This is a genomic window from Pollutibacter soli, from assembly GCA_029269725.1.
In the GTDB taxonomy this organism is placed as follows: Bacteria; Bacteroidota; Bacteroidia; order Chitinophagales; family Chitinophagaceae; genus Pollutibacter; species Pollutibacter soli.
Genome location: JARJHS010000001.1, coordinates 1,096,567 through 1,117,996, shown reverse-complemented (window position 1 = coordinate 1,117,996; position 21,430 = coordinate 1,096,567). Strand labels below are relative to the sequence as shown.

The following is a 21,430-nucleotide window of genomic DNA, read 5'->3' as shown; positions in this document are numbered from 1 at the left end:
TTTTGTTTTTACAAAAAGCCATAATGCCGAATACCAACCATCAGATCTATCTTCAATTTGTATTTGCGGTAAAATTCAGATATGCATTGATTCCTAAACAAAACAAAGAGGAAATTCATAAATACCTGACCGGACTTGTGCAGCATCGAAACGCTAAAATGCTGGCGGTGCATTGTATGCCGGATCATTGTCATTTATTCGTAGGATATCATCCCGCAAAACACATTCCCGATTTTGTAAAAGAAGTAAAAAATGAAAGCAATGAATTTATAAACCAACGTCGATTATCACGAGGAAAATTTGCATGGCAGGAGGGATATGGTGTGTTTTCATATTCAAGGTCTCAGATCGATAGTGTAATCAAGTACGTGAATAATCAGGAAATTCATCACCGAAAGAAGACATTCAGAGAAGAGTATTTGCAATTACTTCAGAAGTTTAATGTCGATTTCGACGAAAAATATCTTTTTGATTTTATTACCGTTTAGAATGTTTGTATGGTTGGCCATTCCCAGAAATCATACCTGTTGTTTTAACAGGACGCTCCTACGGAGCGATGGATCGGTTCGATGTTCGACATTTCTTGCTACAAACAGGTCGCTCCGCCGGAGCGGAAGAGATGATGTCGACTTCCTTACAAATTGCAACTAGAGTTTTTAATAGTTTAAAAGATTGTCGAAAACGATAGTTCGATTTCCTGGTTGACATTCCTGCTACAAACAGGTCGCTCCGCCGGAGCGGAAGAGATGATGTCGACTACCTTACTAATTGCAATTAGCGTTTTTAATAGAGTTTAAAAGATTGTAGAGAACGATGGTTCGACTTCCTGGTTGACATTCCTGCAACAAACAGGGCACTCCGGCGGGGCGGAAGAGATGATGTCGACTTCCTTACTAATTGCAACTAGCATTTTTAATAGTTTAAAAGATTGTCGAAAACGATGGTTCGATTTCCTGGTTACAATTCAAGCAACAAACAGGGCGCTCCGCCGGGGCGGAAGAGATGATGTCGACTTCCTTACTAATTGCAACTAGCGTTTTTATTAGTTTAAAAGATTGTCGAAAACGATGGTTCGATTTCCTGGTTACAATTCAAGCAACAAACAGGGCGCTCCGCCTGAGCGAAAGAATCATTTTCGAACTCATGATGGATTGGAATCAGTTAAAAATAGGGCGGGGACGTCATTTTTAGTTTTTCTATTCTTTACAGGCGTTTACGAATTTGGCGAATTTCTACTTGCGCGGGTTCCAGCCTTTTGCTCAATAAGAGCATCCGGTTTGTAAAAAAAAATCACGAGGACGCCAAACTTATCGCTCTGTCAGGAGCGTCGTGTAAAATTGAACGACCGAATTAAATTTTAAAGATGCGGGCCCGAAAATAAAAAATGCCGGACTTTTTATCCGGCAATTTTCTGGTGGGAAATCAGGGCCTTAAGGTATTTATTTGTCGTTTTTGTAAAGTCTATCCAGCAATATATAACGGGAATCATCAACCGATTTTAATTCTGATTTTGTATCCAGGATCATCACCGGTTGCATCACATCGCCGGCTTTCCCGGCCTGCCACTCCGGCAAACTACCACCATTGGGGTTACCAGTCTTTATAAAGTTTGCAAAATAGTTCTGCATGGTTGTTGACACTTTATAATCATCAGGCGTCCATGCAAAATCGGTCATCAGGTGGAGATTGCCCATGCAATATTCGATCTCGGCAGCGTGTGGCGCACCAATCGGTGGTGGCGCCTTAAATCCACCCGGATCGGCTGAAGTTCCGCCTGCTAATCCTTTGGTGAGATTTTTATCGATCAACGGCGCGGGCAATTTGCTGAACAAATACCTGTACGCAGGCTTTGTACTGTTTTTCAATTGCAACTCATACCATTTCCATGTACTGTAAACAATGAATCTATCAGATCCCAGGTTGGTTGCTGCCCATTCTGCTTCTTTATCGGTCTGATAAGGATATACTTTGAGCACTTCTGCAAAATCCTGTGGATATACCTGCTTAACTTTTTTCTCAAAATTTTCAGCTGAATATGGCGACCCTTGCATGAAAGCCATGCCTGGTATTTCAGCACTGTTCCAGCCTACCAGCAACGGCACCTGAGACTGTTCTTTCGCGCGGAAGATTTCGTTTATGCTTTTGGGTAAAAAATATCCATCAATCACCAGCGGAAATCCAAATCTTTTTGAATCCTGGTAAATCTCAAACAAATCTCTTGTACTTAATTTGCGTAATTCGGCGAGCGTGGGATATTTTGCTTTCTGTGCAAATTCCAGCCCGATCTTTTCAGCATCCTTTAGAGGGACCGGTGCAAGTGTCGGTTCAATTCCTGCACCACTTTCACCGATGGCGCCGGCTATCAGATTTTTTGATAAGGGCGAAGCCATTTGCGCGCTGACGGAAATAGATCCAGCCGATTCACCAGCGATCGTAACTTTTTTAGGATCTCCACCGAAGGCATCGATATTTTCCTGCACCCATTTCAAACTGGCAGCCTGGTCAAGCAAACCGTAATTGCCGGATGCTTTGTACGGCGACTCCGCACTCAGCTCGGGATGCGAAAAAAATCCGAATATGTTCAGACGGTAATTTACCGTCACCACCACGATTCCTTTTTTCGCCATGCTTTCACCATCATATCTTGGCTCTGCACCATCTCCGGCAACAAATCCACCACCATAAAAATAAACCAGTACAGGAAGGCCTTTTGTATCGCGCTTTGCAGGCGTCCATACATTGAGGTACAAACAATCTTCACTCAAACCTTCGGAACGACTTTTCATATCACCAAATACAATTCCCTGTATGGCGCGCGGGCCGAATTTCTTTGTCAGCTTTACGCCCTTCCAGTTCTCCAATGGCTGAGGCGCTTTCCAACGCAAATCACCAACGGGAGGTTTTGCAAATGGAATTCCAAGGTAAAACTGAACTCCGGACCTGGTGTCATAATCACCTTCAATGATTCCGTTTTTGATTTTTGTCTGTACAGCAAAAAAGTTGTTCGTCTGTGCTTCACTCATAGCCAAAGTAAATGTGGTAAGGACGATCAGTATGACTCGTTTCAACATAAATGATCTGTTTATTGTCTCAAAAGGAGACAATAATAAGCATTATTCTGATTCTCTGAATTATTTTTACATTCATCAGACAAAATGAAGAAAAAAATAAAACTCAATCCGGCCATCCGGGCCGATGGCAAAGGCTTCCTTAAAAACCTGGCTTATGATTCAGTGATCTTTGGCTTTTCTGATGGTCAACTGAAGATCCTTTTGATGGAATATCACAATACCGGGCTCTTTGCATTGCCTGGAGGTTTTATTCAGGAAGATGAAGATCTGAATGAAGCAGTAAAGGAGGGGTTAAAAGAAAGGACAGGATTAGATGATATTTTTCTTGAGCAATATTATGCATTTGGTGATCGCAGAAGATTTGATGCATCAGTATTGAAGAAAATATTACTGGCTAATGGAATAAAGCCCGATCCGGATCACTGGATGCTGGGACGATTCGTTACGGTGGCTTATTACGCACTGATCAACTACAAAAATGTTCAGCCAAAACCCGATGTTCTTTCCGATTCCTGTACATGGTACAGCTTAAATGAGCTACCGCTGTTGATACTTGATCACAAGGAAATAGTTGAAAAGGCTTTGAACACCCTTCGCCATAATCTGGACAGGAAAGTAGTGGGAGGCAACCTGTTGCCACAGAAATTCACAATGAATGAATTGCAAAAGGTGTACGAATCCATTCTTGGCCAGGAACTGAGACGTAGTACTTTTCAGCGGAAAATGCTCGGCATGAAAATTCTTCGCCGGCATCAAAAGCAGTTTTCCGGAAAAGCGCACAAGGCACCCTATCTCTACAGCTTTCTGAAAAGGTAATGCCCTGTTATCTATTGCTTTCTTCCGGAAACGCCTGGATCGAAGGTTTTTCATCAGTACCAGTTCTTTCCACATATAATGTCTGTGTCGGATAGGCGAAACCAATCTTTTCGTTTTCAAATTTTTCAAAAATCCGGAACAGTATTTCCTGCTGAGAATTCATATAAGTCATATAATCGGTAGACTCAATAAAAAATACAATTTCAAAAACCAGGCTGAAATCGGCCAGGCTTTTCAGGTGTACCCTGTCAAATGTTGCTGACGGTTGAGACCTGATAATTTCTTCAATCATCTGTGGAATTCTTCTTAACTGCTCAGCGGGAGTTTGATATACCACGCCGATATTCATCAACACTCTTCTTCGCTCGAGTCTTTTGAAATTCTGGATGGTTGATTTCACCAGTTCAGCATTGGGCATGACCAGTTGCTGGCCATCAGGGCTGCGTACATGTGATGTCTTAATACCGATTCGCTCAACAGTTCCGCTGCCATTATTTGTTTTGATAAAATCTCCGATCTCAAACGGTTTATCAAAAAAGATGACGAGATAACTAAAAAGATCCCCCAGGATATTTTGCGCAGCAAGTGCAACTGCGATACCTCCCACGCCAAGCCCTGCAACTATCGTAGTGATATCAAACCCAAGGTTGTCGATCATCATAATTATACCTGCAATCCATACGCAGGTATATATCACCATCAAAATTCCACGAAGTTGCCTGATTCTTTCCTTAGGTTCATTTTTTCTCTCCATGTACACATGCACAGCGCCATGGATAACAAAATTTATCAAACGAACGAGATAATAGGTTGCAATTACAATCAGTGCAACGTTCAGCACATTGTCAAGTTTCGCTGGCAGATTAAGATGGCGGATGATCACAATGTTTCCTGCGAGAAATACAAATGGGAGTGCAAGGTTGCTGATACCTTTTATTATCAAATCATCAAATATGGTATCTGTCTTCTCAGAAAAAGATTGCAGATAATGAATTACCCGGTTTTTAAAAATCCGGACTATAATCCACAACAACAAAATACTACCGAGTGCAATTGAATAATCAAGCACTGTATTTCCCCAATAAACACGCTTTAAAAATTCATCCATAGTCAAACAGTTTACCCCGAGAATTACGTGGTCTGGTACTCCCAGACTGGATCGCAAATATAGACAAAGCCTTTCACCTGTTCAGATGGTGGATTAGCTGTGATGAATTATTTTCGATGTATGCCGAAGCTTCGTGTTGATCGTCTTTTTAAAAAATTGAATACTACAATTGCTGTTGATGGAGTAAGTTTTATTGTTCCTGAAGGCGAAAAATTAGCTATCGCCGGAAGTACGGGCTCCGGAAAAACAACTTTGTTAAAAATAATTGCAGGCTTTTTACAGAGTGATGGTGGAGAGGTTTTTCTTCACGATAAAAAATTATTGGGCCCGGATGAAAAGCTGATGCCCGGCCATCCTGAAATAGCATATCTGTCGCAGCATTTCGAATTGAGAAATAATTATCGTGTCGAAGAAGTTATGGAGTATTCAAACAAATTATCCGGTGATGAAGCTGACGAAATTTTACATATTTGTCGCGTTGATCATTTACTGAAGCGCAAAACAAATGAGTTGTCCGGCGGGGAACGACAAAGAGCCGCGCTTGCAAGATTGCTCCTCACCAATCCAACGGTCCTGCTTCTGGATGAGCCTTTCTCGAACCTGGATAACATCAGTAAAAAAGTGATCCGGGAGGTGTTGGGGGATATGAGACAAAAGCTCCAACTCACTGAAATAATGGTTTCGCATGATCCTGAAGAAATTCTCGCATGGGCTGATCAGATACTGATCATGAAAAACGGAAAACTGATTGAACAGGGAACACCCGAACAATTGTATCGATATCCTTTGTTTGAATATACCGCCTCACTGCTGGGTCGTTACCAGGTGATCCCTGAAAACATTGCTTCCCATCTTGGCCTTAGTCCAATCGATCCCACACAGAATGTTAAATGGATGATCCGGCCCGAAAAAATTAAACTCAGCTCATCACAGATCATCTCACTTACGGGCAAAGTGATATCCCGCCATTTTTTTGGATTACATTTTATAATAGTAGTGAGGGTAAATGATGAACTCTTATCTGTTTTTAGTGTTGATGATTTTAATACCGGAACTATTGTTGAAATCTATATTGACCCTGCAGATTGTTGCAGAATAAGAATGAATAATTAACGATTTTATTCCGGTTGGTGAAAGGATGGACTTTGGTCATAAGTCGTATATTTAAAAAAAATGGAATATGAAAGGTCTGTTGCGCAACAGTTTGTTTCTGTTCTTTTTAGTGATGTCTTCCCGGTCGGTTGGGCAATCTCCGGGCGAAGTTGAGTCTTTGGGATTACCCGGAGATAATCTGAATCTGTATGCGGTATTGAAGATCTTCCAGGAGTCGGAGACGCTTGAAGAGTTTGAGAAAAAGCTGAACGACCCTGAAAATAAAATCAACAATCTCGACCTTGACGGGGATAACAATGTCGACTATATCACTGTTAACGACGAGGTCGAAAATAATGTGCATTCCATTTCACTCAAGGTGGCGACCAACAGGAATGAAATGCAGAATGTTGCTGTATTTGTTGTAGATAACAGTAGCGGACAACCGCAGATCCAGGTGGTGGGTGATGAGGATCTGTATGGGAAGGATTATATTATTGAACCCAACTACGATAACAATGATGATAAACCGGATGCAACACCCAATCCGGGTTACAAGGGAAGTTCAGCTGTGAATAGTGCCGCACCCCAGCAACAGACACAAACTGTAATTGTACAAAAGGAAATTATTACACCTGTACAGATAGCAACCTGGCCCATTATTGTTCACATATACAGGCCTGCGTATGTTGCCTGGCGTTCTCCCTGGTACTGGGGATATTATCCATCCTATTGGCGCCCTTGGCATCCTTATTTCTTCCACTATTATTACGGATATCATTATCATTGGAATTATTATTATCAGGGCTATTATCGCCGCTGGTATCATTATCGTAACCCATGGTGGTATAACCGGTACTATCATCAGCCGGGGTGGCGATACAGATCCAATGTGTATTATAACAGGTATAACCGTGGTGATTTCAGGATGACATATAACCGTCCGGATATGCTTCGGGATGGATCTAATTACTACAGAAAAACATACCCGAATTCACCGGGTTATAACACGAAAGTGCCCCCGGTAAAAGTGCCCGATCGCCGGCCTCCGATTGCAAAACCAAGGCCCTTACCCGTAAATCCTGGTAATGGAAATGTCGGAATAAGGCCGGGCAATAGGCTTCCGCCTTCAACAACCAATCCCTCAAGGCCCGGAAACAAACTGCCTCCGCCGACAACGAATCCGACAAGGCCCGGGAATAAATTGCCACCTTCGACTACAAAGCCGGCAACACCTCCCGGAAATAAACTGCCGCCAGCATCAAGACCGGGTACGAGGCCGCCGACAACAACAAGGCCTGTGACAAAACCGCCGACTACAACAAGACCATTGCCAACGCCAGCTCCAAAACCTGCAACACCGAGGCCTGCTCCGAAACCGGCTCCAAGGCCGGCTCCAAAACCGACGCCCAGGCCTGCACAATAGCGAAGAATAATATTGACATCAATGCCGATTAGTAAAAAAAACATCCGGATAGCCGGATGTTTTTTATTGTTATCAGATTCTGCTATTTATTGTGCGAATCCCATTCAATTTTAAATTACAATGGAATTCTGGTGTCAGCACCTGCACTGACTTAAAAGTGACAAACGCAACGGTTCGACGAAAAACGAACAACGAACAACGATAAACGAAGAACGCCCTCAGCGCTCAGTTATTCAGCGCGCCCTAATTATCAATAGGCACTAGTCCTTGAGTTGCAGATATGCTTTTACCTCGTTATAATTTTTCCAGTCAATTTTTTTACCGCCGGCCATAACACGTGCGGTTTCTTCACCAGGAATTAGCACATAACGGTATTGATTTACTTTAACACCTTGTACGGTGAATGTTGAATAATCATCATCACCGATCAGTTCAATGGTATTCTCATAAAATGCAGAGAGGATATTTACACCATAAGGAATGGACACTACCACGGGATCATTTGAAGCTCCGATATTAAGATATACATGAACTGCGCCTGAATTCATTATTGAAGCGGTCAGTTTTGCAGCGGGTATGGTAGCTCCATAAAAATCCGGATCACCATCACCATTGTCGTCATCACCTTCCGCATATGTAACATCCAGCCACGGTGAATAGATCACATTAGCACCGGGTGGACCTTCTGGTCCCTCAGGTCCTTCTGGTCCTGCGGGACCTGTATCGCCTTTTTGACACGATAAAACAATCATGCTGATTAAAATGATTACAGCGGAAAAGCGGATTGATTTTTTAAGCATAGTAATGGTTTTTGTTATTAGAGATTGAGTCGATGTCTGCCTTACTAAAATACTACACAATCATCAGAGCTGATATTAGTTTGTTGAGATCATGCATTCAGCCCGATAAAATAGGATTAGTAATCGATGAGCAGTTCGCCGGGATATATCTTGCATATGATAATCGAAGGAGAACATCGTATGCTTAATCGATGATCAACAATGCTGATATTTCATTATTTTCCCTCATGCTAAAGCGAAGTATCCGTAAATACGAGATGGTTTTGCTGATGATCAATGGTGTCATCGGTGCTGGAATATTCGGACTTCCTTCAAAAGCGTTCCGGGAAACTGGAAGCTGGAGCCTGGTTGCATTTCTTGTCTGTGCAATCGCTGTATATTTTATCATATTATGTTTTGCAGAAGTAAGCAGCAGATTTGATAAGACCGGTGGGCCTTATGTTTATGCTTTGGAAGCGTTCGGGCCATTGCCGGCATTTGTGACTGGTTGGTTGTTATTGCTGTCACGTTTCCTCACCTATGCGGCACTGATCAATCTTCTTGTTACTTACTTAACTGTGTTTAATCATTGGTTTGGTACGGACCAGGGAAGAGTAATTACCATTACCGGACTAACGCTTATGTTTGGGTTGATCAATCACGTTGGTATCCGCAATACAACTTCAGTAAATAATTTTCTTGCTGTTGGAAAGATGACTGCATTGATCATATTCATTCTTGCTGGATTATTTTTTATAAATCCAGATTATTTTCCAGCTTCTCCGCCTCCTTCCTTTACTACATTTTCTGCCACGGTACTGGTATTGATGTTTTCTTTCGGCGGATTTGAATCTGTACTGGTAAACAGCGGTGAAGTTCAGAATCCCGGAAAGACGCTGCCTTTTGCGTTGCTTGTTGCTCCGTTAATCATTGCAACAACATATCTGTTGATTCAGTTTGTATGTATTGAAACTCTGCCTGATCTTGCCACATCAGAAAAACCACTTGCGGAGGCAGCGGAGAAATTTATGGGCAGGGGTGGAGCGATATTTATTGCCATCGGCGCGCTGCTATCCATAGCCGGCACTCTTAATGCAATCATGCTTGTAGGTTCGCGATTACCTTATGCCTTCAGCCAGGAAGGGCAATTCCCAGGTGTTTTTTCGTTTGTGCATCCGCGATACCATACTCCCACGTGGTCATTGTTATTGTTTCTCGTTGTGACCATCATTGTTTCATTGTACAATACTTTTATTGACGCTGCGACAATCAGTGCTATTACCCGGGTGATGATCTATGCAATTGTCTGTATTGCTTTGATCAGACTGAGAAGAAGATCAACCACAGAGGCAGTTTTTCGTGTACGTTATGGTAATGTGGTGGCTGTTATTGGTTTTATATTGACCATCTGGTTGCTGTCAGGTTCTCCTTTGAATAAAATGCGGGATGTTATTATTTCTGTAGCCGTGGGGATCGTTATTTATTTTTTTGTGAGGAGGAAGAAATGATGGGTAGATAGCAAAGGGCAGCAATTTGTGAATTTTGAAAATAGCGCACATTACCCAATGATGTAATAAAAATAATCAGCGCCATTATTCTTCTCAACCTCTCTTAAGAAAAAAACTTTATTTTAGCATGATTCAATTTTAATATATGAAATCCTTCATTGCCATCATACTAATAATTACTTTTTCAGTTTCCTGTGACTCTTCAAAAAAATCAACGACGGAGTCAGCTTCCGGAGCTTCATTGAAAGGTACTTACTGGAAACTCACTGAACTCGCAGGTACAGCAGTTACCGCAAGGGAAGGTGTGAAAGAAGTGTACCTGAAAATCAGTTCAACAGATTCTACCGTACAAGGCAACGGCGGATGCAATGGATTCGGAGGTAATTACACATTGGGTAATGGCGACCGTATTAAGTTTTCCAGAATGATCAGTACCATGATGGCCTGTGATGGTCTTGATGTTGAGAACTCACTCTACCGCGCACTCGAAAACACCGACAGCTACGTTATCAAGGGTGATACACTCCAGTTAAACCGCGCAAGAATGGCTCCGCTGGCAAGGTTTGTTGCCGTTGCAGGTAAATGAAACGTTTTAGGTATAACGTTACATGTTAAAGGTCCCCGTATTCGGGCATCTCTCTCTCTATTTCGGTGATTTCTGCTCCTTGATTATTCCTGCAGTTTTATGACTTAAAGATGTGTCATGAAACAGAAGCAGATCCATCTGATTAATCCGCTTGCGTCACCACCAGGATTGGATTTCAACTGCGTTATGGCGACACCATTCTATAAGTTAATAAACTGATTTTATGCCTACTCCATTCGATTTGCTGACCGACCCGGTGTCAGTTGCCATTATTGCGATGTATATATTTCTCATGGTATGGGAAGCTGTTTTCCCGGGACGAATATTGCCGCGTATAAAATTCTGGAAGCTCCGGGGTCTTATAGGATTTTTTGTATACTTTTTTCTCTCCGCTTATCTGCCCATCTGGTGGGCGAACTGGCTCCCGGATGCTGCATTGATCAATCTTTCCCGATGGGGTGATATTGGCGGAGCTGTTGCGGGAATACTGCTTTACGAGCTTGGCATGTATGTATGGCATCGAACCATGCATCGAAGTAAATGGCTCTGGCGGATGTTTCATCAGTTACATCACAGTGCGGAACGCCTGGATACCTATGGTGCTTTTTTCTTTAGTCCACTGGATATATTGGGATGGACGGCCCTTGGCACATTGTGTTTTTCAATTTTACTCGGACTCACGCCACAGGCTATAACGATCACGTTATTGTTCACCAATTTTCTCAGCATTTTCCAACATGCGAATATAAAAACCCCGCAATGGCTGGGCTATTTTATTCAGAGACCCGAGAGCCATACAGTGCATCATGCAAAAGGGATACATGCCTACAATTATTCTGACCTTCCATTATTTGATATCATTTTTCGCACGTTTCGTAATCCTGAGAAATACCAATACGAAACTGGTTTTTATAACGGTGCCTCATCGAGGATCGGAGAGATGCTGATTTTTCATGAAGTGGACAAACCGGGGAAAGTAAGTAGAAAGCAGGAGAAGCAGTACGAGGGAGGCGAAAAAGTTGATAGTAGGTAATCGGCAGACAAAGATCGTACGTTGTAAGAGTTTACAGGCCACAAGCCAAATCCGAGGAACGGAAGAAGAAATGATTGGCTCTGATACAACAGAATGTGTCAGGAAATAATAATTGAAGTTCTTCAACAGAGCTATTCATTATGCTATTCTGAAATTATCTTTTGCCTGTTGGCTGGCTGTTCAAACCTGCCTGCAGGCGGGCACGCTAAGAACCATGAACTATGAACTTGTCGTTCCGTACATTTGGCAGGTAACACAAATATGCCAAACGAATTCCTTTTCAACCCTACTGTACTCAACTGGTTCCTGATCTGTCTTGCGGCTTTTATTATAGGTCTCGCCAAGTCCGGGATCAAAGGTCTGGACATGATGAATGTAGCCCTGATGGCCATTGTTTTTGGAGGGATGAGATCCACTGCTATCGTGCTCCCTCTTTTGATTATCGGAGATATTATCGCCGTCTTTTATTATAACCGGCATGCACAATGGTCGCATTTCTGGAAACTCATGCCCTGGATGGTGATCGGAATTCTGCTGGGCGTATGGATTGGTGCTGATCTGAACGAAAAGATTTTCAGCCGGATCATGGCCATTATCATTGTCCTGGTAGCTGTAATTATGATAATACTTGAACTGAAAAAAGATATTAAAATCCCAAATAATCGATTGTTCGTTGCCGTTATGGGACTGATTTCCGGATTTACTACCATGCTCGGAAATCTCGCAGGCCCTTTTGCCAATATTTATTTTCTTGCTTTGAGAATTCCGAAGAATGATTTCATCGGTACTGCTGCATGGATCTTTCTTATTATCAATATTTTCAAACTCCCATTCCAGATAATCTTCTGGAAAAATATCGACGGCAATACCCTGAGACACGATCTCTATCTTCTTCCCCCTTTATTCCTGGGTTTTTGGCTGGGATTGAAACTTGTGAACAGGATCAAAGAAGAAAGCTACCGTAAAGTGGTACTTACGTTAACCTTGTTGGGAGCAGTATTTATTTTTCTGAGATAAATTTTTACTTAAATATTCCCCATAGTCCATCTTGAATGTATTTATATGTTAGTGTACCGCTAATTACTATCCAGAATACAGAAGCGAGAACGGAAACGCCCAGCGCTTTTAATTTATATTTTGTGCCCTTCTGGTTCATAAACTGGTAATAGGCGATCCCGCGATACACTATTTCGAAAAGAAAAAATACTGCAAGAAATATCCGTCCCCATAAAAAAGAATTACTGAAATAGGATAGAGGTATAGTCACTAAAGCATAAAAAATCATAACTGCTCCGACAAAATACATATTAGCTACCAGGTGTTCCAGATAGCTATAAGGCCTTTTTAAATAAAAAAGAAAAACGAACAAAGTAATTAATGGCGTCGCAAATATTTGTATGACGTTTGTATACTTTGTTGTCACTTTATTGAGATTGGCATAACGGGCCGCATACACTTTTTTCTGCTCTTCAGTTAATGAAGATGATTGTCCTGCCGACCCGCTTCTCCCGGGAGGCCGCTGATTCTGGCTGCTTAAGAACGACGTCATGAAAACTGTAAGTGCCGCAACAATCAGCAAAAAATTCAGGGGCTTAAAATATTGCGTCCTTTTACCAGCAAGATATTCGCGGGCCACAACGCCGGGTTTTGTTGCCAGTTTTTTCAACAGAAAAAAGATACCCCTGTCAGCATGCGTAAAATAGTGAACCGCATCATGCGTGATTTCATGAGCACTGATGCGATGTATCTCCATCTTCTGACCACACTGACCACAAAATTTATTGCCGGGAGGGTTAACTGTTTCGCAGTTCAGACAAAAATGATCTGTTAGTTCTTTTACCATATATTTTGGTCAGTAATCCGGGCCTGCTGTTTAAAGTGCGAACCCTATCTTATATTGAATTACAAAGAAAATCTAATATCAACCCCAACAAGGATTTAAAAGTCAATGCGTGAAATTTCTTCCGCCAGGTTTTTTTCAGCTTTCGGTTAAAATTCATACCGCTCCGGGTTGCGTTTCTGTAAAATGCAACAGTTCAACGAACAAGGAAGAACGATGCCAGTTCTCACTTAATCAGCCATCCATAATTAAATGTAAATAAAAAAAGCGATTGGATATCCCTTAAAAAGCTATCAGCCGCATGCAATTAAGCAGCGGCTGAAAAAGCTATAACGGATGGTTCTAAACGATGGATGCTAATTTTTCAATATCGTAAACTCAACGCGACGATTCAATTGCCTGTTTTCATCAGTATCATTTGCAACAACGGGTTTTGATTCACCATAACCGATGGAAATAATACGTTTCGCATTGATGCCTTTCGAAAGAATGTAATCGCGTACTGATTTTGCACGATTATCACTGAGCGTGATATTGTACTGATCTGTACCCTTGCTATCGGTGTGTGCACTCATTTCAATTTCAATAGTCGGATTTTCAGTCAACAATTTGACAACCCGATCAAGTTCAACAAACGATTCCGGCCGTAGATCCCATTTGTCAAAATCGAAGAATACATTATTCAACCTGACCACCTGGCCGATCTCAATCGGAACGAGATAAAGATCTTTATGAATTTCTTTGTATCCGACTTTGATCAGTGAGTCGAGGTTCAGATTTTCTGAAATAGCAAAGAAATGATCCGCAGTTGCCCTGATACTGTAGTTTTTGTCATACGGCAACACAATTTTAAACGCACCATTTCCTGGATCTGAAATTCCGCTTCCGGCTAAATTTCCGTCAGGCAGGGTTTCATATACCAGGTCAGCACTCAAAGGCTCTTTTGTTTTCGCATTGTACACATTGCCACTTACGAGTACGACAGGATTTGGTTTTTCTTTTTCAAGAAGCTTTACACGTACTATATCACTTTCTCCCAGTGATTTGAATTCGCTGGCGAGATAAGCATATTCACCTCCTGCATCCATAGTAAAAAATGCATCCCAGCCGTCCGTATTGATCGGTTCACCGAGGTTAACAGGATCGCTCCACTTCAGCCAGGTTTTGTCCAATCTCTTTGTCATCCAGATATCGTTATCACCAAACCCACCTGGTCTGTTGCTGCTGAAATAAAGTGTTTCTCCATCAGCTGCGAGATATGGCGCCAGTTCATTCGTTTTCGGATTATTTATTTTTTTCCCGAGGTTTTTAGGCTCAGTCCATGTGCCGTCTTCCACCTGAAAACTTACATACAAATCATTTAGTTCACCTTCCACCTGCTCGGACATGTACAACAAAAGTGTTTTACCGTCGTGCGACATAGTTGCGCCTGAAGCGCGGCCACGATCGTAGTTGCCGTAATTTTTTATTCCCAGCATTTCAGGTTTCCCCCAGCTACCATCTTTCTGTTTGTTGCAGATACTGAGTCCGTCACCAAGATATTCACCATCTACAAAGGCGCCTTTGATTAACAGCTGGGTATTTCCCGGACTGATCCAGTATACAGCATTGTAGTGTGTGGTGTTCAGATAGCCGCCCATATGTTTGGCATTTTTCCATTTTCCGGTGATGGTATCCCGTTCGGAAAACCAGATATCCTGGGAATTTTGTACGGATCTGAATTTTGTATTTGCCGGATGATTTTCGCAGATAAAAAACAGCAGGTTGCCATCCGGGGAAACTGTTGGGCGTAACTCTGCCAGCTCAGAATTTACACGGAATCCAAGGTTCTCGATTTTGATAATCGTTCCTTCAGTAATCGTAAGATCTTTTTTCGGTTTGAGAATGTCTCCCGTTGTATCCAGCGCCATTTGTCCATAGGCTGCAGGGAAACAAAGGATAGCAAGTATCCAGATTTTTAGGGTTTTCACAAGAAGGGTTTTAACTCAGCATATAACGGTAAAACCCTGGCTAATCATGTGTTAAATTGTAAGTTTTAAACAATTTTCAGCATTACGTTGAAACGTAAACGCTTATATATTAAATCAATGCACTGAAGTTGTGATTTCGCATTATTTCTTTACACCGGCAAGCCAGAAAAGAGAATTAAGTACGAACTTATTTTGAACGGTGTTGGCAAATTGATATGAAAGTTCCCTGTTTGTTTTTCCTTCATAATCAATATCATTATGACCCATATTGGAATAGATCATCTTGTATTTTTTATTCGTCCACGCCACCGGGTAATATCCGCTATGCCATATCTCATGTTTCTTCGGTCCCGTACCCAAAGGAAAACTTGTTGAATCAATTGAGAGGAGAATCTGGATATCCCTGTTCTGCGTAATGTCTTTTTCCCAACTATACCATTCGTTCGGTGATGACTTAAAGACTTTTGGAAGTCCTTTCAATGCCGGATGCTTTCGGGCTTCCACTTTCAGGTTTGCTGATGTTGGTCGCCATGTGTTTCCTTTATACTGACCCGAACCGATAAATTCATTGTGATACCAGTCCCAGTTTTGTGGATATGCAGATGGCGTTAATGCAAATCCAGCAAAATGAAATCCCATCCAGGCCCCTCCATTTTTCATATACTTTTCAAATGCGGCTCTTTGTTCTGGAGCTTCCGGCCTGGTGTCGAAAAACAATATTACCTGGTATTTAGCGAGAAATTCTGCATTGAGGTTTGTCCAGTCATCAGTGGAGTCGTAAACAAAATTATTTTTTTCTGCCTGTTCAGCGAAAAAACGATTCGCCTCATGCACGAAACTAATATGCGCACGATCCTGTTTCGCTGTAAAAAATCCAACTACACTGAATTTCGGTTGTGCAATTGCGTTTGCCGATAGTAAAGACAATAAAATGGCTATTGCAAATAACCTCCTGGTGAGGGACGGGCATGCGAATCGTTTCATGCGTTAAACGGTTTACGCTTAACGTACAACCTGCCTCTGCCGGCAGTCAGGCGTTAAACGTAATTTCTATTATTTGGTAATAAATTTTGTCAGTGTTTCCGTCTGGGTCGGGTTTGCGCTGGTCACCGGCTGAAGATAGTTCTTTACTTCAGCATAACCACGAAAGAGCGGACCGGAAAGTACTTTCTCAACGCCGCTTCTTTTCACTGTAATCGAAAGTGTTGTAATGGTTGAATTGTTCAGGAAATATTTCTCCCATAACTCCTCGAGGTTTTCATCAGTTACCTGGATATTCTCGACTGAAACAAGCTGATCATCATTCTTAATGCCAAGCGCATTTTTAGATTCTACTTCCGTGAATGCAAATGCTTTTGCATCTTCAACATATTTCAATCCCATACGTCCGGCAAAATATGCGTCTACGCGTTTCACCGGACTGAATTCATAACCCAGCTTCTGGAAGTACTGCGTATATGGAAGGGGCTCTTCACCATCGATATAACGGTTTACAAAATCCTGCATATCCGGATGGGAAGCTTCGATAAATTCAGCAAGAAATGCTGAATCTTTAAATGGCTTACCCGGACCATATTTTTTTGTCAGCGTGGTGATCACCGATTTCAGATCCTTCTGATTGTCTGTTTTTTCCCTGATTAATACATCCAGCATTAACCCGATCAATGCTCCACGGTTATAAACACTGGAATATTTTTTCTGGTTATCACTATCCAGTACATGCTGACTCATGGTAGTCATGGAAAAATTGCCATACTCTTCTGCCTGTTCGATTTTTTCCTGCATGTTTTTGAAAAACTTCTTTTCCGTGATCAGTCCGCTTTTCAACTGAACCAGGTTGGAGAAGTATTCTGTAACGCCTTCGTACAACCAGAGATGGCGCGACATTTTTGGTTCAACAAAATTGAAATACTCTATCTCTTCGCTATGCAGATTTAATGGTGTAAGAATGTGCAGAAACTCATGACTTGCCACATCATTTACCATTGACTTCAACTGGGGTTCGAATGATGTTTCCGGCAGAAAGTAAAGAGAGGAGTAATTGTGTTCCAGAGCGCCATATCCACCACCGTCATTATCTTTCCCTGTCAATGCATTGTCCGGATCTTCAAAATAAAACAGGAACTGGTAGGCGTCAACCGGTAAGCCATTGAAAAATTGCTGCAGGGCTGTTGCTATGGGTTTCAGATAACCGGCTACCTGTTCGCTCGTCACTTTACCTGTTGCCGAATAAACGGAAACATTGATTTTTGTTTCTCCAGCGATAAAAGATGTTGTATCGGGCTTGCTGTAAATAACCGGGTTGTCAGCTAGATAATGATAACCGGGTGCGGTGAATTTATCCTGCTCCGGACTTGCGCTTTCTTTTGTCAGATGCGTACTACCAAAAAATTCTGCAGGTTTATTTACAATGACTTCAAATGGGTTTTGCATGTAACCTTCGAAATAACCAAAAAATGCATGGTTGTTCATCACCACATTTTTCCCTGACTCAATATTGGAACCACCAGGTTGAAACACAAAATCTTTTTCTCTGGTGTCCCAGGTATCATTTACCCGGTAGTTGATCTTCGTGATTTTTGATGCATTCGAAATGCGAAATTGATTTTCATTGATCCTCTTCGTTTTAAGTTCCTTCCCTTTTTCATCCGTCACTTTAAAATCGACAATATACTTGCCGTAGTTCTTCTGACTATAAGATCCCGGAATCACTTTTGGAAAAGAGAAAACGATTTCGTTCTCTTTAATTTTCGGAGTGACCAGTTCAATTTTAACCTGGTCGTTGGTAATATTTTTAATGTCAGCTGTATAAACATATTTTTCCTGTGCAGACAAAATTTGATTTCCCAAAAGGAGGGCCACAATCAAGAAGGCGTTTCTCATGAACAAATTATTTTTTTGCATAAACCGGTCGATGGATAAAATTATATGTAATGTATGATTTGGGCAAGCTTCGGTTGCAGCATATTCATGCGGGTAATGGTTTTAACAGATTTGATGTAATGAAAGTGTCAGGGTTGGCTGAAAGAGTTAAAATGATGCTTGTGAACAGCCAGTTCATAGTTGATTGTTCATAGTTCATAGTTTGAACAGCCAGGCAAAAGGCAAAAGGACCAGCCAGCTGATAGTTTGAAAAGGTTGCGGTCCATTGTTCTTAAAAGGCCCCAGGCCTTGCAATCCAACTGGTCCGATGGAAAATTTCGAAACAGAAGTATTGAATTCAGGTGTTTCAATAATTTCAATTGTTCCTCAACTTCTACTTACAAGTTTGAAACGAACAATTGTGAATCCGTTATCTGTTGCCTGAAGGGAATACAGAATACTAAATGCCGGAAGAAATAACCCGTATTATCTGTTCCTTTTGCCTTCTGCCGGCTTACTATGTGGCTGTTCCCTTCCTACTCCATACTTCTTACTTCTCACTATCTTTGGCTGCTTATGCCTGATAATCCATTGCCTTTTCAGAAGATATTTTTTATCGGTATCGCGGGTACGGGAATGAGTGCGATAGCACAATACCTGCATGGAAGCGGTAAAATCGTCAGTGGTTCTGATCGTTATTTTCAGCCGGGCGTGTTTAACGAAACAAGAGATAAACTGGAAGCAGAAGGTATCAGATGTTTCGAACAGAATGGAGACGGAATAACTGCGGATACTGATCTTGTAGTCGTATCCACTGCGATTGAGGAGACGGTTCCGGAAGTCATTAAAACACGTGAACTCAACATTCCGATTCTGAAAAGGAGCGAATTGCTGGCACGGATAGCCGAAACGAAGAAAACAATTGCTATTGGCGGAACCTCAGGAAAGAGTACGACGGCGGGCATGCTGTATGATATTTTACTTCATGCGGGGCTGCAACCAGGCATCATCAGCGGTGCCGGGTTGATTTCGCTAATCGAGCAGGGCAAAATAGGAAATGCTGCAGTCGGTAAAGGAGAATGGTTGGTGATAGAAGCTGACGAAAGTGACGGTTCAATTGTGCAGTATAAACCTGCCATCGGGGTGCTGCTCAATGTCGATAAAGATCATAAAGACCTGGATGAACTGATGAAGGTGTTTGGCATTTTTAAAAACAACAGTGCACAGTTTATTGTTAACCGGTCCCATCCGTTGGCTGCATCACTGGGTGTAGATGCCGGGAGAGATTTTTCTGCTGATCCGCATATCAGGGCAGGCTACAATGCTGACTTTTTTCATCCGGACGGATTGAGCAGTCGTTTCCGGATTAACGAAACTCCTTTTGTGATTCATACGATCGGGAAGATCAATATGGAAAATGCGTTAGCTGCAGCGGCAGTGGCAAATGTAATTGGTGTGAGCCTCGGGACGGCAGCGGAAGCAGTCAGTGACTATAAAGGCATTTACCGTAGGCACCAGGTGCTTGGAAAGAAGAATGGAGTGCTGGTGATCGATGATTATGCGCACAATCCGGTAAAATGTGCCGGTTCCATTGCTGCGTGCCAGGCTTTGGCCCCAAAAGTTATTGCCTGGTTTCAACCGCACGGATACGGACCGACGAAGTTTCTGAGGAATGATTTTGTGCATGAGATTTCTTCTGTATTAAGGCGGGAGGATGAAATCTGGATGAGTGAGATTTTTTATGCAGGAGGTACCGCGATAAAAGACATTTCTGCGGCTGACCTGATCAATGATCTGAAAGAAAAAGGCAGTCATGCATATTTTGTTTCTGATAGAAAAGATTTGCCTGCTGCCATCCGCGAACATCTGACCGATGATTGCGTTGTACTGCTGATGGGAGCGCGCGATCCTTCGCTCGAAAAATTTGCTGCCTGGTTTTGGGAACAGCTTTAAATTACTTCCAAAGCAGGAAAAAATCATATGGCTGTATTAATTACCGATGTTAAACAACTTGTCGGCGTTCGTCCGGACTCACCGGTTCTTCGTGGATCAGAACTTGCCAATCTGCCTGTCATAGACAATGCATTTCTTGTTGTTGAAGATGATCATATAGCTGATTTCGGAACGATGAAGGAACTGCCGGTGAAGTATGGCCTGAATGATTTTAACGAGGTGATCCCGGCACATCATGGATTGGTAATGCCTGCATGGTGCGACTCCCATACACATCTAGTATTTGCAGCCAGCAGAGAGAATGAATTTATCGATAAGATTAAAGGAATGACCTATGCCGAAATTGCAGCAAGGGGAGGAGGTATACTGAATTCAGCAGAAAAAATCCGTAATGCAGGCGAGGACGAGCTGTTTAATCAAGCTTGGAAAAGACTTGAAGAACTGAAGCGATTGGGTACGGGCGCTATCGAAATAAAAAGCGGTTATGGTTTAACGGTAGAGGCGGAATTGAAAATGCTTCGTGTAATAAAGAGAATTAAAGAAAAAGCAAATATTCCTGTAAAAGCTACTTTTCTTGGCGCGCACACTTATCCACAGGAATTCAGGAATAATCACCAGGGATATATCGATCTTATCGTAAACGAAATGTTGCCGGTAATTGCAAAAGATAAACTTGCTGATTATGTCGATGTGTTTTGTGAAAGGGGCTTTTTCTCGCCGGAGGAAACGGAATTGATCTGTCGTGCAGGCATCAGCTATGGACTTAAACCCAAAATTCATGCGAATCAGCTGAATGTTTCCGGTGGAACTGAGGTTGGCGTTAAGTTAAATGCTGTCAGTGTCGATCACCTGGAAACAATGGATAAAAATGCTATCGAGACACTTGCCGGATCTTCCACCATCGGCACGCTGTTACCCAACGCTGCATTTTTTCTGCGCATGCCGTTTCAGCCTGCAAGGGAATTGATTGATCATGGCTGCGCCATAGCCCTGGCAAGTGATTTCAATCCGGGCTCAGCGCCTTCCGGTAATATGAACCTGGTAGTATCAATGGCCTGTATCCAGATGAAAATGCTTCCGGAAGAAGCCATCAATGCAGCAACAATTAATGGTGCCCACGCTATCGAACTTGGGCATATTACCGGATCAATTACCATTGGGAAGAAGGCAAATCTGATTATTACAAAGCCAATTCCTTCAATTGCATACCTTCCCTATGCCTTCGGTTCAAACCTTGTTGAAAGAGTGATACTTAACGGTGAACCTGTATGACCATAGTTTGTTATTGAATCTTTATCAGTGGGAATACAGATATTGTCCGCATCACTTTTTCATACTGATCCTTCTTTAAATAGTAATTAACTTTCAGGAATCAGATTAGAAATA

General features: G+C 42.1%; 17 protein-coding genes. 10 read left to right on the top strand and 7 right to left on the bottom strand.

The genetic code is table 11. The annotated features are described in order from the left end of the window. The first annotated feature begins 23 nt into the window (after nucleotides 1-23). The gene (gene tnpA, locus P2W82_RS04510; RefSeq protein ID WP_336514650.1) at nucleotides 24-488 is read left to right on the top strand and encodes an IS200/IS605 family transposase; all 465 of its coding nucleotides are present in this window, start codon (nucleotides 24-26) and stop codon (nucleotides 486-488) included. Between the two features lie 951 nt (nucleotides 489-1,439). On the opposite strand, the gene P2W82_RS04505 is transcribed toward tnpA, so the two are convergent. After that, the gene (locus P2W82_RS04505) at nucleotides 1,440-3,071 is read right to left on the bottom strand and encodes a carboxylesterase/lipase family protein (RefSeq protein WP_336514649.1); all 1,632 of its coding nucleotides are present in this window, start codon (nucleotides 3,069-3,071) and stop codon (nucleotides 1,440-1,442) included. Between the two features lie 84 nt (nucleotides 3,072-3,155). Between P2W82_RS04505 and P2W82_RS04500 the strand changes: the two genes are divergently transcribed. Further along, nucleotides 3,156-3,887, top strand: coding sequence for an NUDIX hydrolase (locus tag P2W82_RS04500; RefSeq protein ID WP_336514648.1), 732 nt, complete (start codon nucleotides 3,156-3,158; stop codon nucleotides 3,885-3,887). Between the two features lie 7 nt (nucleotides 3,888-3,894). On the opposite strand, the gene P2W82_RS04495 is transcribed toward P2W82_RS04500, so the two are convergent. Further along, the gene (locus P2W82_RS04495) at nucleotides 3,895-4,995 is read right to left on the bottom strand and encodes a mechanosensitive ion channel family protein (protein WP_336514647.1); all 1,101 of its coding nucleotides are present in this window, start codon (nucleotides 4,993-4,995) and stop codon (nucleotides 3,895-3,897) included. A 120-nt stretch (nucleotides 4,996-5,115) separates the two neighbouring features. On the opposite strand from P2W82_RS04495, the gene P2W82_RS04490 reads away from it, so the two are divergent. After that, on the top strand, nucleotides 5,116-6,108 hold the full coding sequence (locus P2W82_RS04490; protein WP_336514646.1) for an ABC transporter ATP-binding protein: 993 nt from the start codon (nucleotides 5,116-5,118) through the stop codon (nucleotides 6,106-6,108). Between the two features lie 67 nt (nucleotides 6,109-6,175). Continuing rightward, nucleotides 6,176-7,513, top strand: a complete 1,338-nt coding sequence (locus tag P2W82_RS04485; protein WP_336514645.1) for a hypothetical protein — start codon at nucleotides 6,176-6,178, stop codon at nucleotides 7,511-7,513. A gap of 260 nt (nucleotides 7,514-7,773) precedes the next feature. On the opposite strand, the gene P2W82_RS04480 is transcribed toward P2W82_RS04485, so the two are convergent. Next, nucleotides 7,774-8,313 (bottom strand): hypothetical protein, encoded by a 540-nt coding sequence (locus P2W82_RS04480; protein WP_336514644.1) that lies wholly within the window; start codon nucleotides 8,311-8,313, stop codon nucleotides 7,774-7,776. Nucleotides 8,314-8,540: 227 nt separating this feature from the next. Here P2W82_RS04480 and P2W82_RS04475 point away from each other — a divergent pair, with 227 nt between their 5' ends. From P2W82_RS04475 to P2W82_RS04460, 4 genes are all read left to right on the top strand, one after another. Then, nucleotides 8,541-9,800, top strand: coding sequence for an APC family permease (locus P2W82_RS04475; RefSeq protein WP_336514643.1), 1,260 nt, complete (start codon nucleotides 8,541-8,543; stop codon nucleotides 9,798-9,800). A 145-nt stretch (nucleotides 9,801-9,945) separates the two neighbouring features. Further along, entirely contained in the window at nucleotides 9,946-10,386 is a 441-nt protein-coding gene (locus tag P2W82_RS04470) for an META domain-containing protein (protein ID WP_336514642.1), read from the top strand. Between the two features lie 223 nt (nucleotides 10,387-10,609). Continuing rightward, nucleotides 10,610-11,419 (top strand): sterol desaturase family protein, encoded by an 810-nt coding sequence (locus P2W82_RS04465; protein WP_336514641.1) that lies wholly within the window; start codon nucleotides 10,610-10,612, stop codon nucleotides 11,417-11,419. Nucleotides 11,420-11,680: 261 nt separating this feature from the next. Further along, entirely contained in the window at nucleotides 11,681-12,436 is a 756-nt protein-coding gene (locus P2W82_RS04460; protein WP_336514640.1) for a sulfite exporter TauE/SafE family protein, read from the top strand. A gap of 4 nt (nucleotides 12,437-12,440) precedes the next feature. Here the strand turns inward: P2W82_RS04460 and P2W82_RS04455 are convergent, their stop codons facing one another. From P2W82_RS04455 to P2W82_RS04440, 4 genes are all read right to left on the bottom strand, one after another. Beyond that, entirely contained in the window at nucleotides 12,441-13,262 is an 822-nt protein-coding gene (locus P2W82_RS04455; protein ID WP_336514639.1) for a DUF3667 domain-containing protein, read from the bottom strand. A 353-nt stretch (nucleotides 13,263-13,615) separates the two neighbouring features. Beyond that, nucleotides 13,616-15,229, bottom strand: a complete 1,614-nt coding sequence (locus P2W82_RS04450) for an OmpA family protein (protein ID WP_336514638.1) — start codon at nucleotides 15,227-15,229, stop codon at nucleotides 13,616-13,618. A 141-nt stretch (nucleotides 15,230-15,370) separates the two neighbouring features. Next, nucleotides 15,371-16,213 (bottom strand): ThuA domain-containing protein, encoded by an 843-nt coding sequence (locus P2W82_RS04445; RefSeq protein ID WP_336514637.1) that lies wholly within the window; start codon nucleotides 16,211-16,213, stop codon nucleotides 15,371-15,373. Nucleotides 16,214-16,282: 69 nt separating this feature from the next. After that, nucleotides 16,283-18,112, bottom strand: a complete 1,830-nt coding sequence (locus P2W82_RS04440) for a M61 family metallopeptidase (RefSeq protein WP_336514636.1) — start codon at nucleotides 18,110-18,112, stop codon at nucleotides 16,283-16,285. Nucleotides 18,113-18,610: 498 nt separating this feature from the next. Here P2W82_RS04440 and P2W82_RS04435 point away from each other — a divergent pair, with 498 nt between their 5' ends. Then, nucleotides 18,611-20,044: a UDP-N-acetylmuramate--L-alanine ligase gene (locus P2W82_RS04435; protein ID WP_336514635.1), complete on the top strand. Its 1,434-nt coding sequence runs from the start codon at nucleotides 18,611-18,613 to the stop codon at nucleotides 20,042-20,044. Nucleotides 20,045-20,071: 27 nt separating this feature from the next. After that, a complete protein-coding gene (gene hutI / locus P2W82_RS04430; RefSeq protein WP_336514634.1) occupies nucleotides 20,072-21,316 on the top strand; it encodes an imidazolonepropionase in 1,245 nt (414 codons plus the stop codon). The last annotated feature ends 114 nt before the right edge of the window (nucleotides 21,317-21,430 follow it).

Coding starts and splice junctions, on each gene's coding strand:
- P2W82_RS04470 (WP_336514642.1), top strand. CDS start 9,946: ATGAAATCCTTCATTGCCATCATACTAATAATTACTTTTTCAGTTTCC.
- tnpA (WP_336514650.1), top strand. CDS start 24: ATGCCGAATACCAACCATCAGATCTATCTTCAATTTGTATTTGCGGTA.
- P2W82_RS04440 (WP_336514636.1), bottom strand. CDS start 18,112: ATGAGAAACGCCTTCTTGATTGTGGCCCTCCTTTTGGGAAATCAAATT.
- P2W82_RS04485 (WP_336514645.1), top strand. CDS start 6,176: ATGAAAGGTCTGTTGCGCAACAGTTTGTTTCTGTTCTTTTTAGTGATG.
- P2W82_RS04480 (WP_336514644.1), bottom strand. CDS start 8,313: ATGCTTAAAAAATCAATCCGCTTTTCCGCTGTAATCATTTTAATCAGC.
- P2W82_RS04505 (WP_336514649.1), bottom strand. CDS start 3,071: ATGTTGAAACGAGTCATACTGATCGTCCTTACCACATTTACTTTGGCT.
- P2W82_RS04445 (WP_336514637.1), bottom strand. CDS start 16,213: ATGAAACGATTCGCATGCCCGTCCCTCACCAGGAGGTTATTTGCAATA.
- P2W82_RS04455 (WP_336514639.1), bottom strand. CDS start 13,262: ATGGTAAAAGAACTAACAGATCATTTTTGTCTGAACTGCGAAACAGTT.
- hutI (WP_336514634.1), top strand. CDS start 20,072: ATGGCTGTATTAATTACCGATGTTAAACAACTTGTCGGCGTTCGTCCG.
- P2W82_RS04500 (WP_336514648.1), top strand. CDS start 3,156: ATGAAGAAAAAAATAAAACTCAATCCGGCCATCCGGGCCGATGGCAAA.
- P2W82_RS04435 (WP_336514635.1), top strand. CDS start 18,611: ATGTGGCTGTTCCCTTCCTACTCCATACTTCTTACTTCTCACTATCTT.
- P2W82_RS04490 (WP_336514646.1), top strand. CDS start 5,116: ATGCCGAAGCTTCGTGTTGATCGTCTTTTTAAAAAATTGAATACTACA.
- P2W82_RS04460 (WP_336514640.1), top strand. CDS start 11,681: ATGCCAAACGAATTCCTTTTCAACCCTACTGTACTCAACTGGTTCCTG.
- P2W82_RS04475 (WP_336514643.1), top strand. CDS start 8,541: ATGCTAAAGCGAAGTATCCGTAAATACGAGATGGTTTTGCTGATGATC.
- P2W82_RS04465 (WP_336514641.1), top strand. CDS start 10,610: ATGCCTACTCCATTCGATTTGCTGACCGACCCGGTGTCAGTTGCCATT.
- P2W82_RS04495 (WP_336514647.1), bottom strand. CDS start 4,995: ATGGATGAATTTTTAAAGCGTGTTTATTGGGGAAATACAGTGCTTGAT.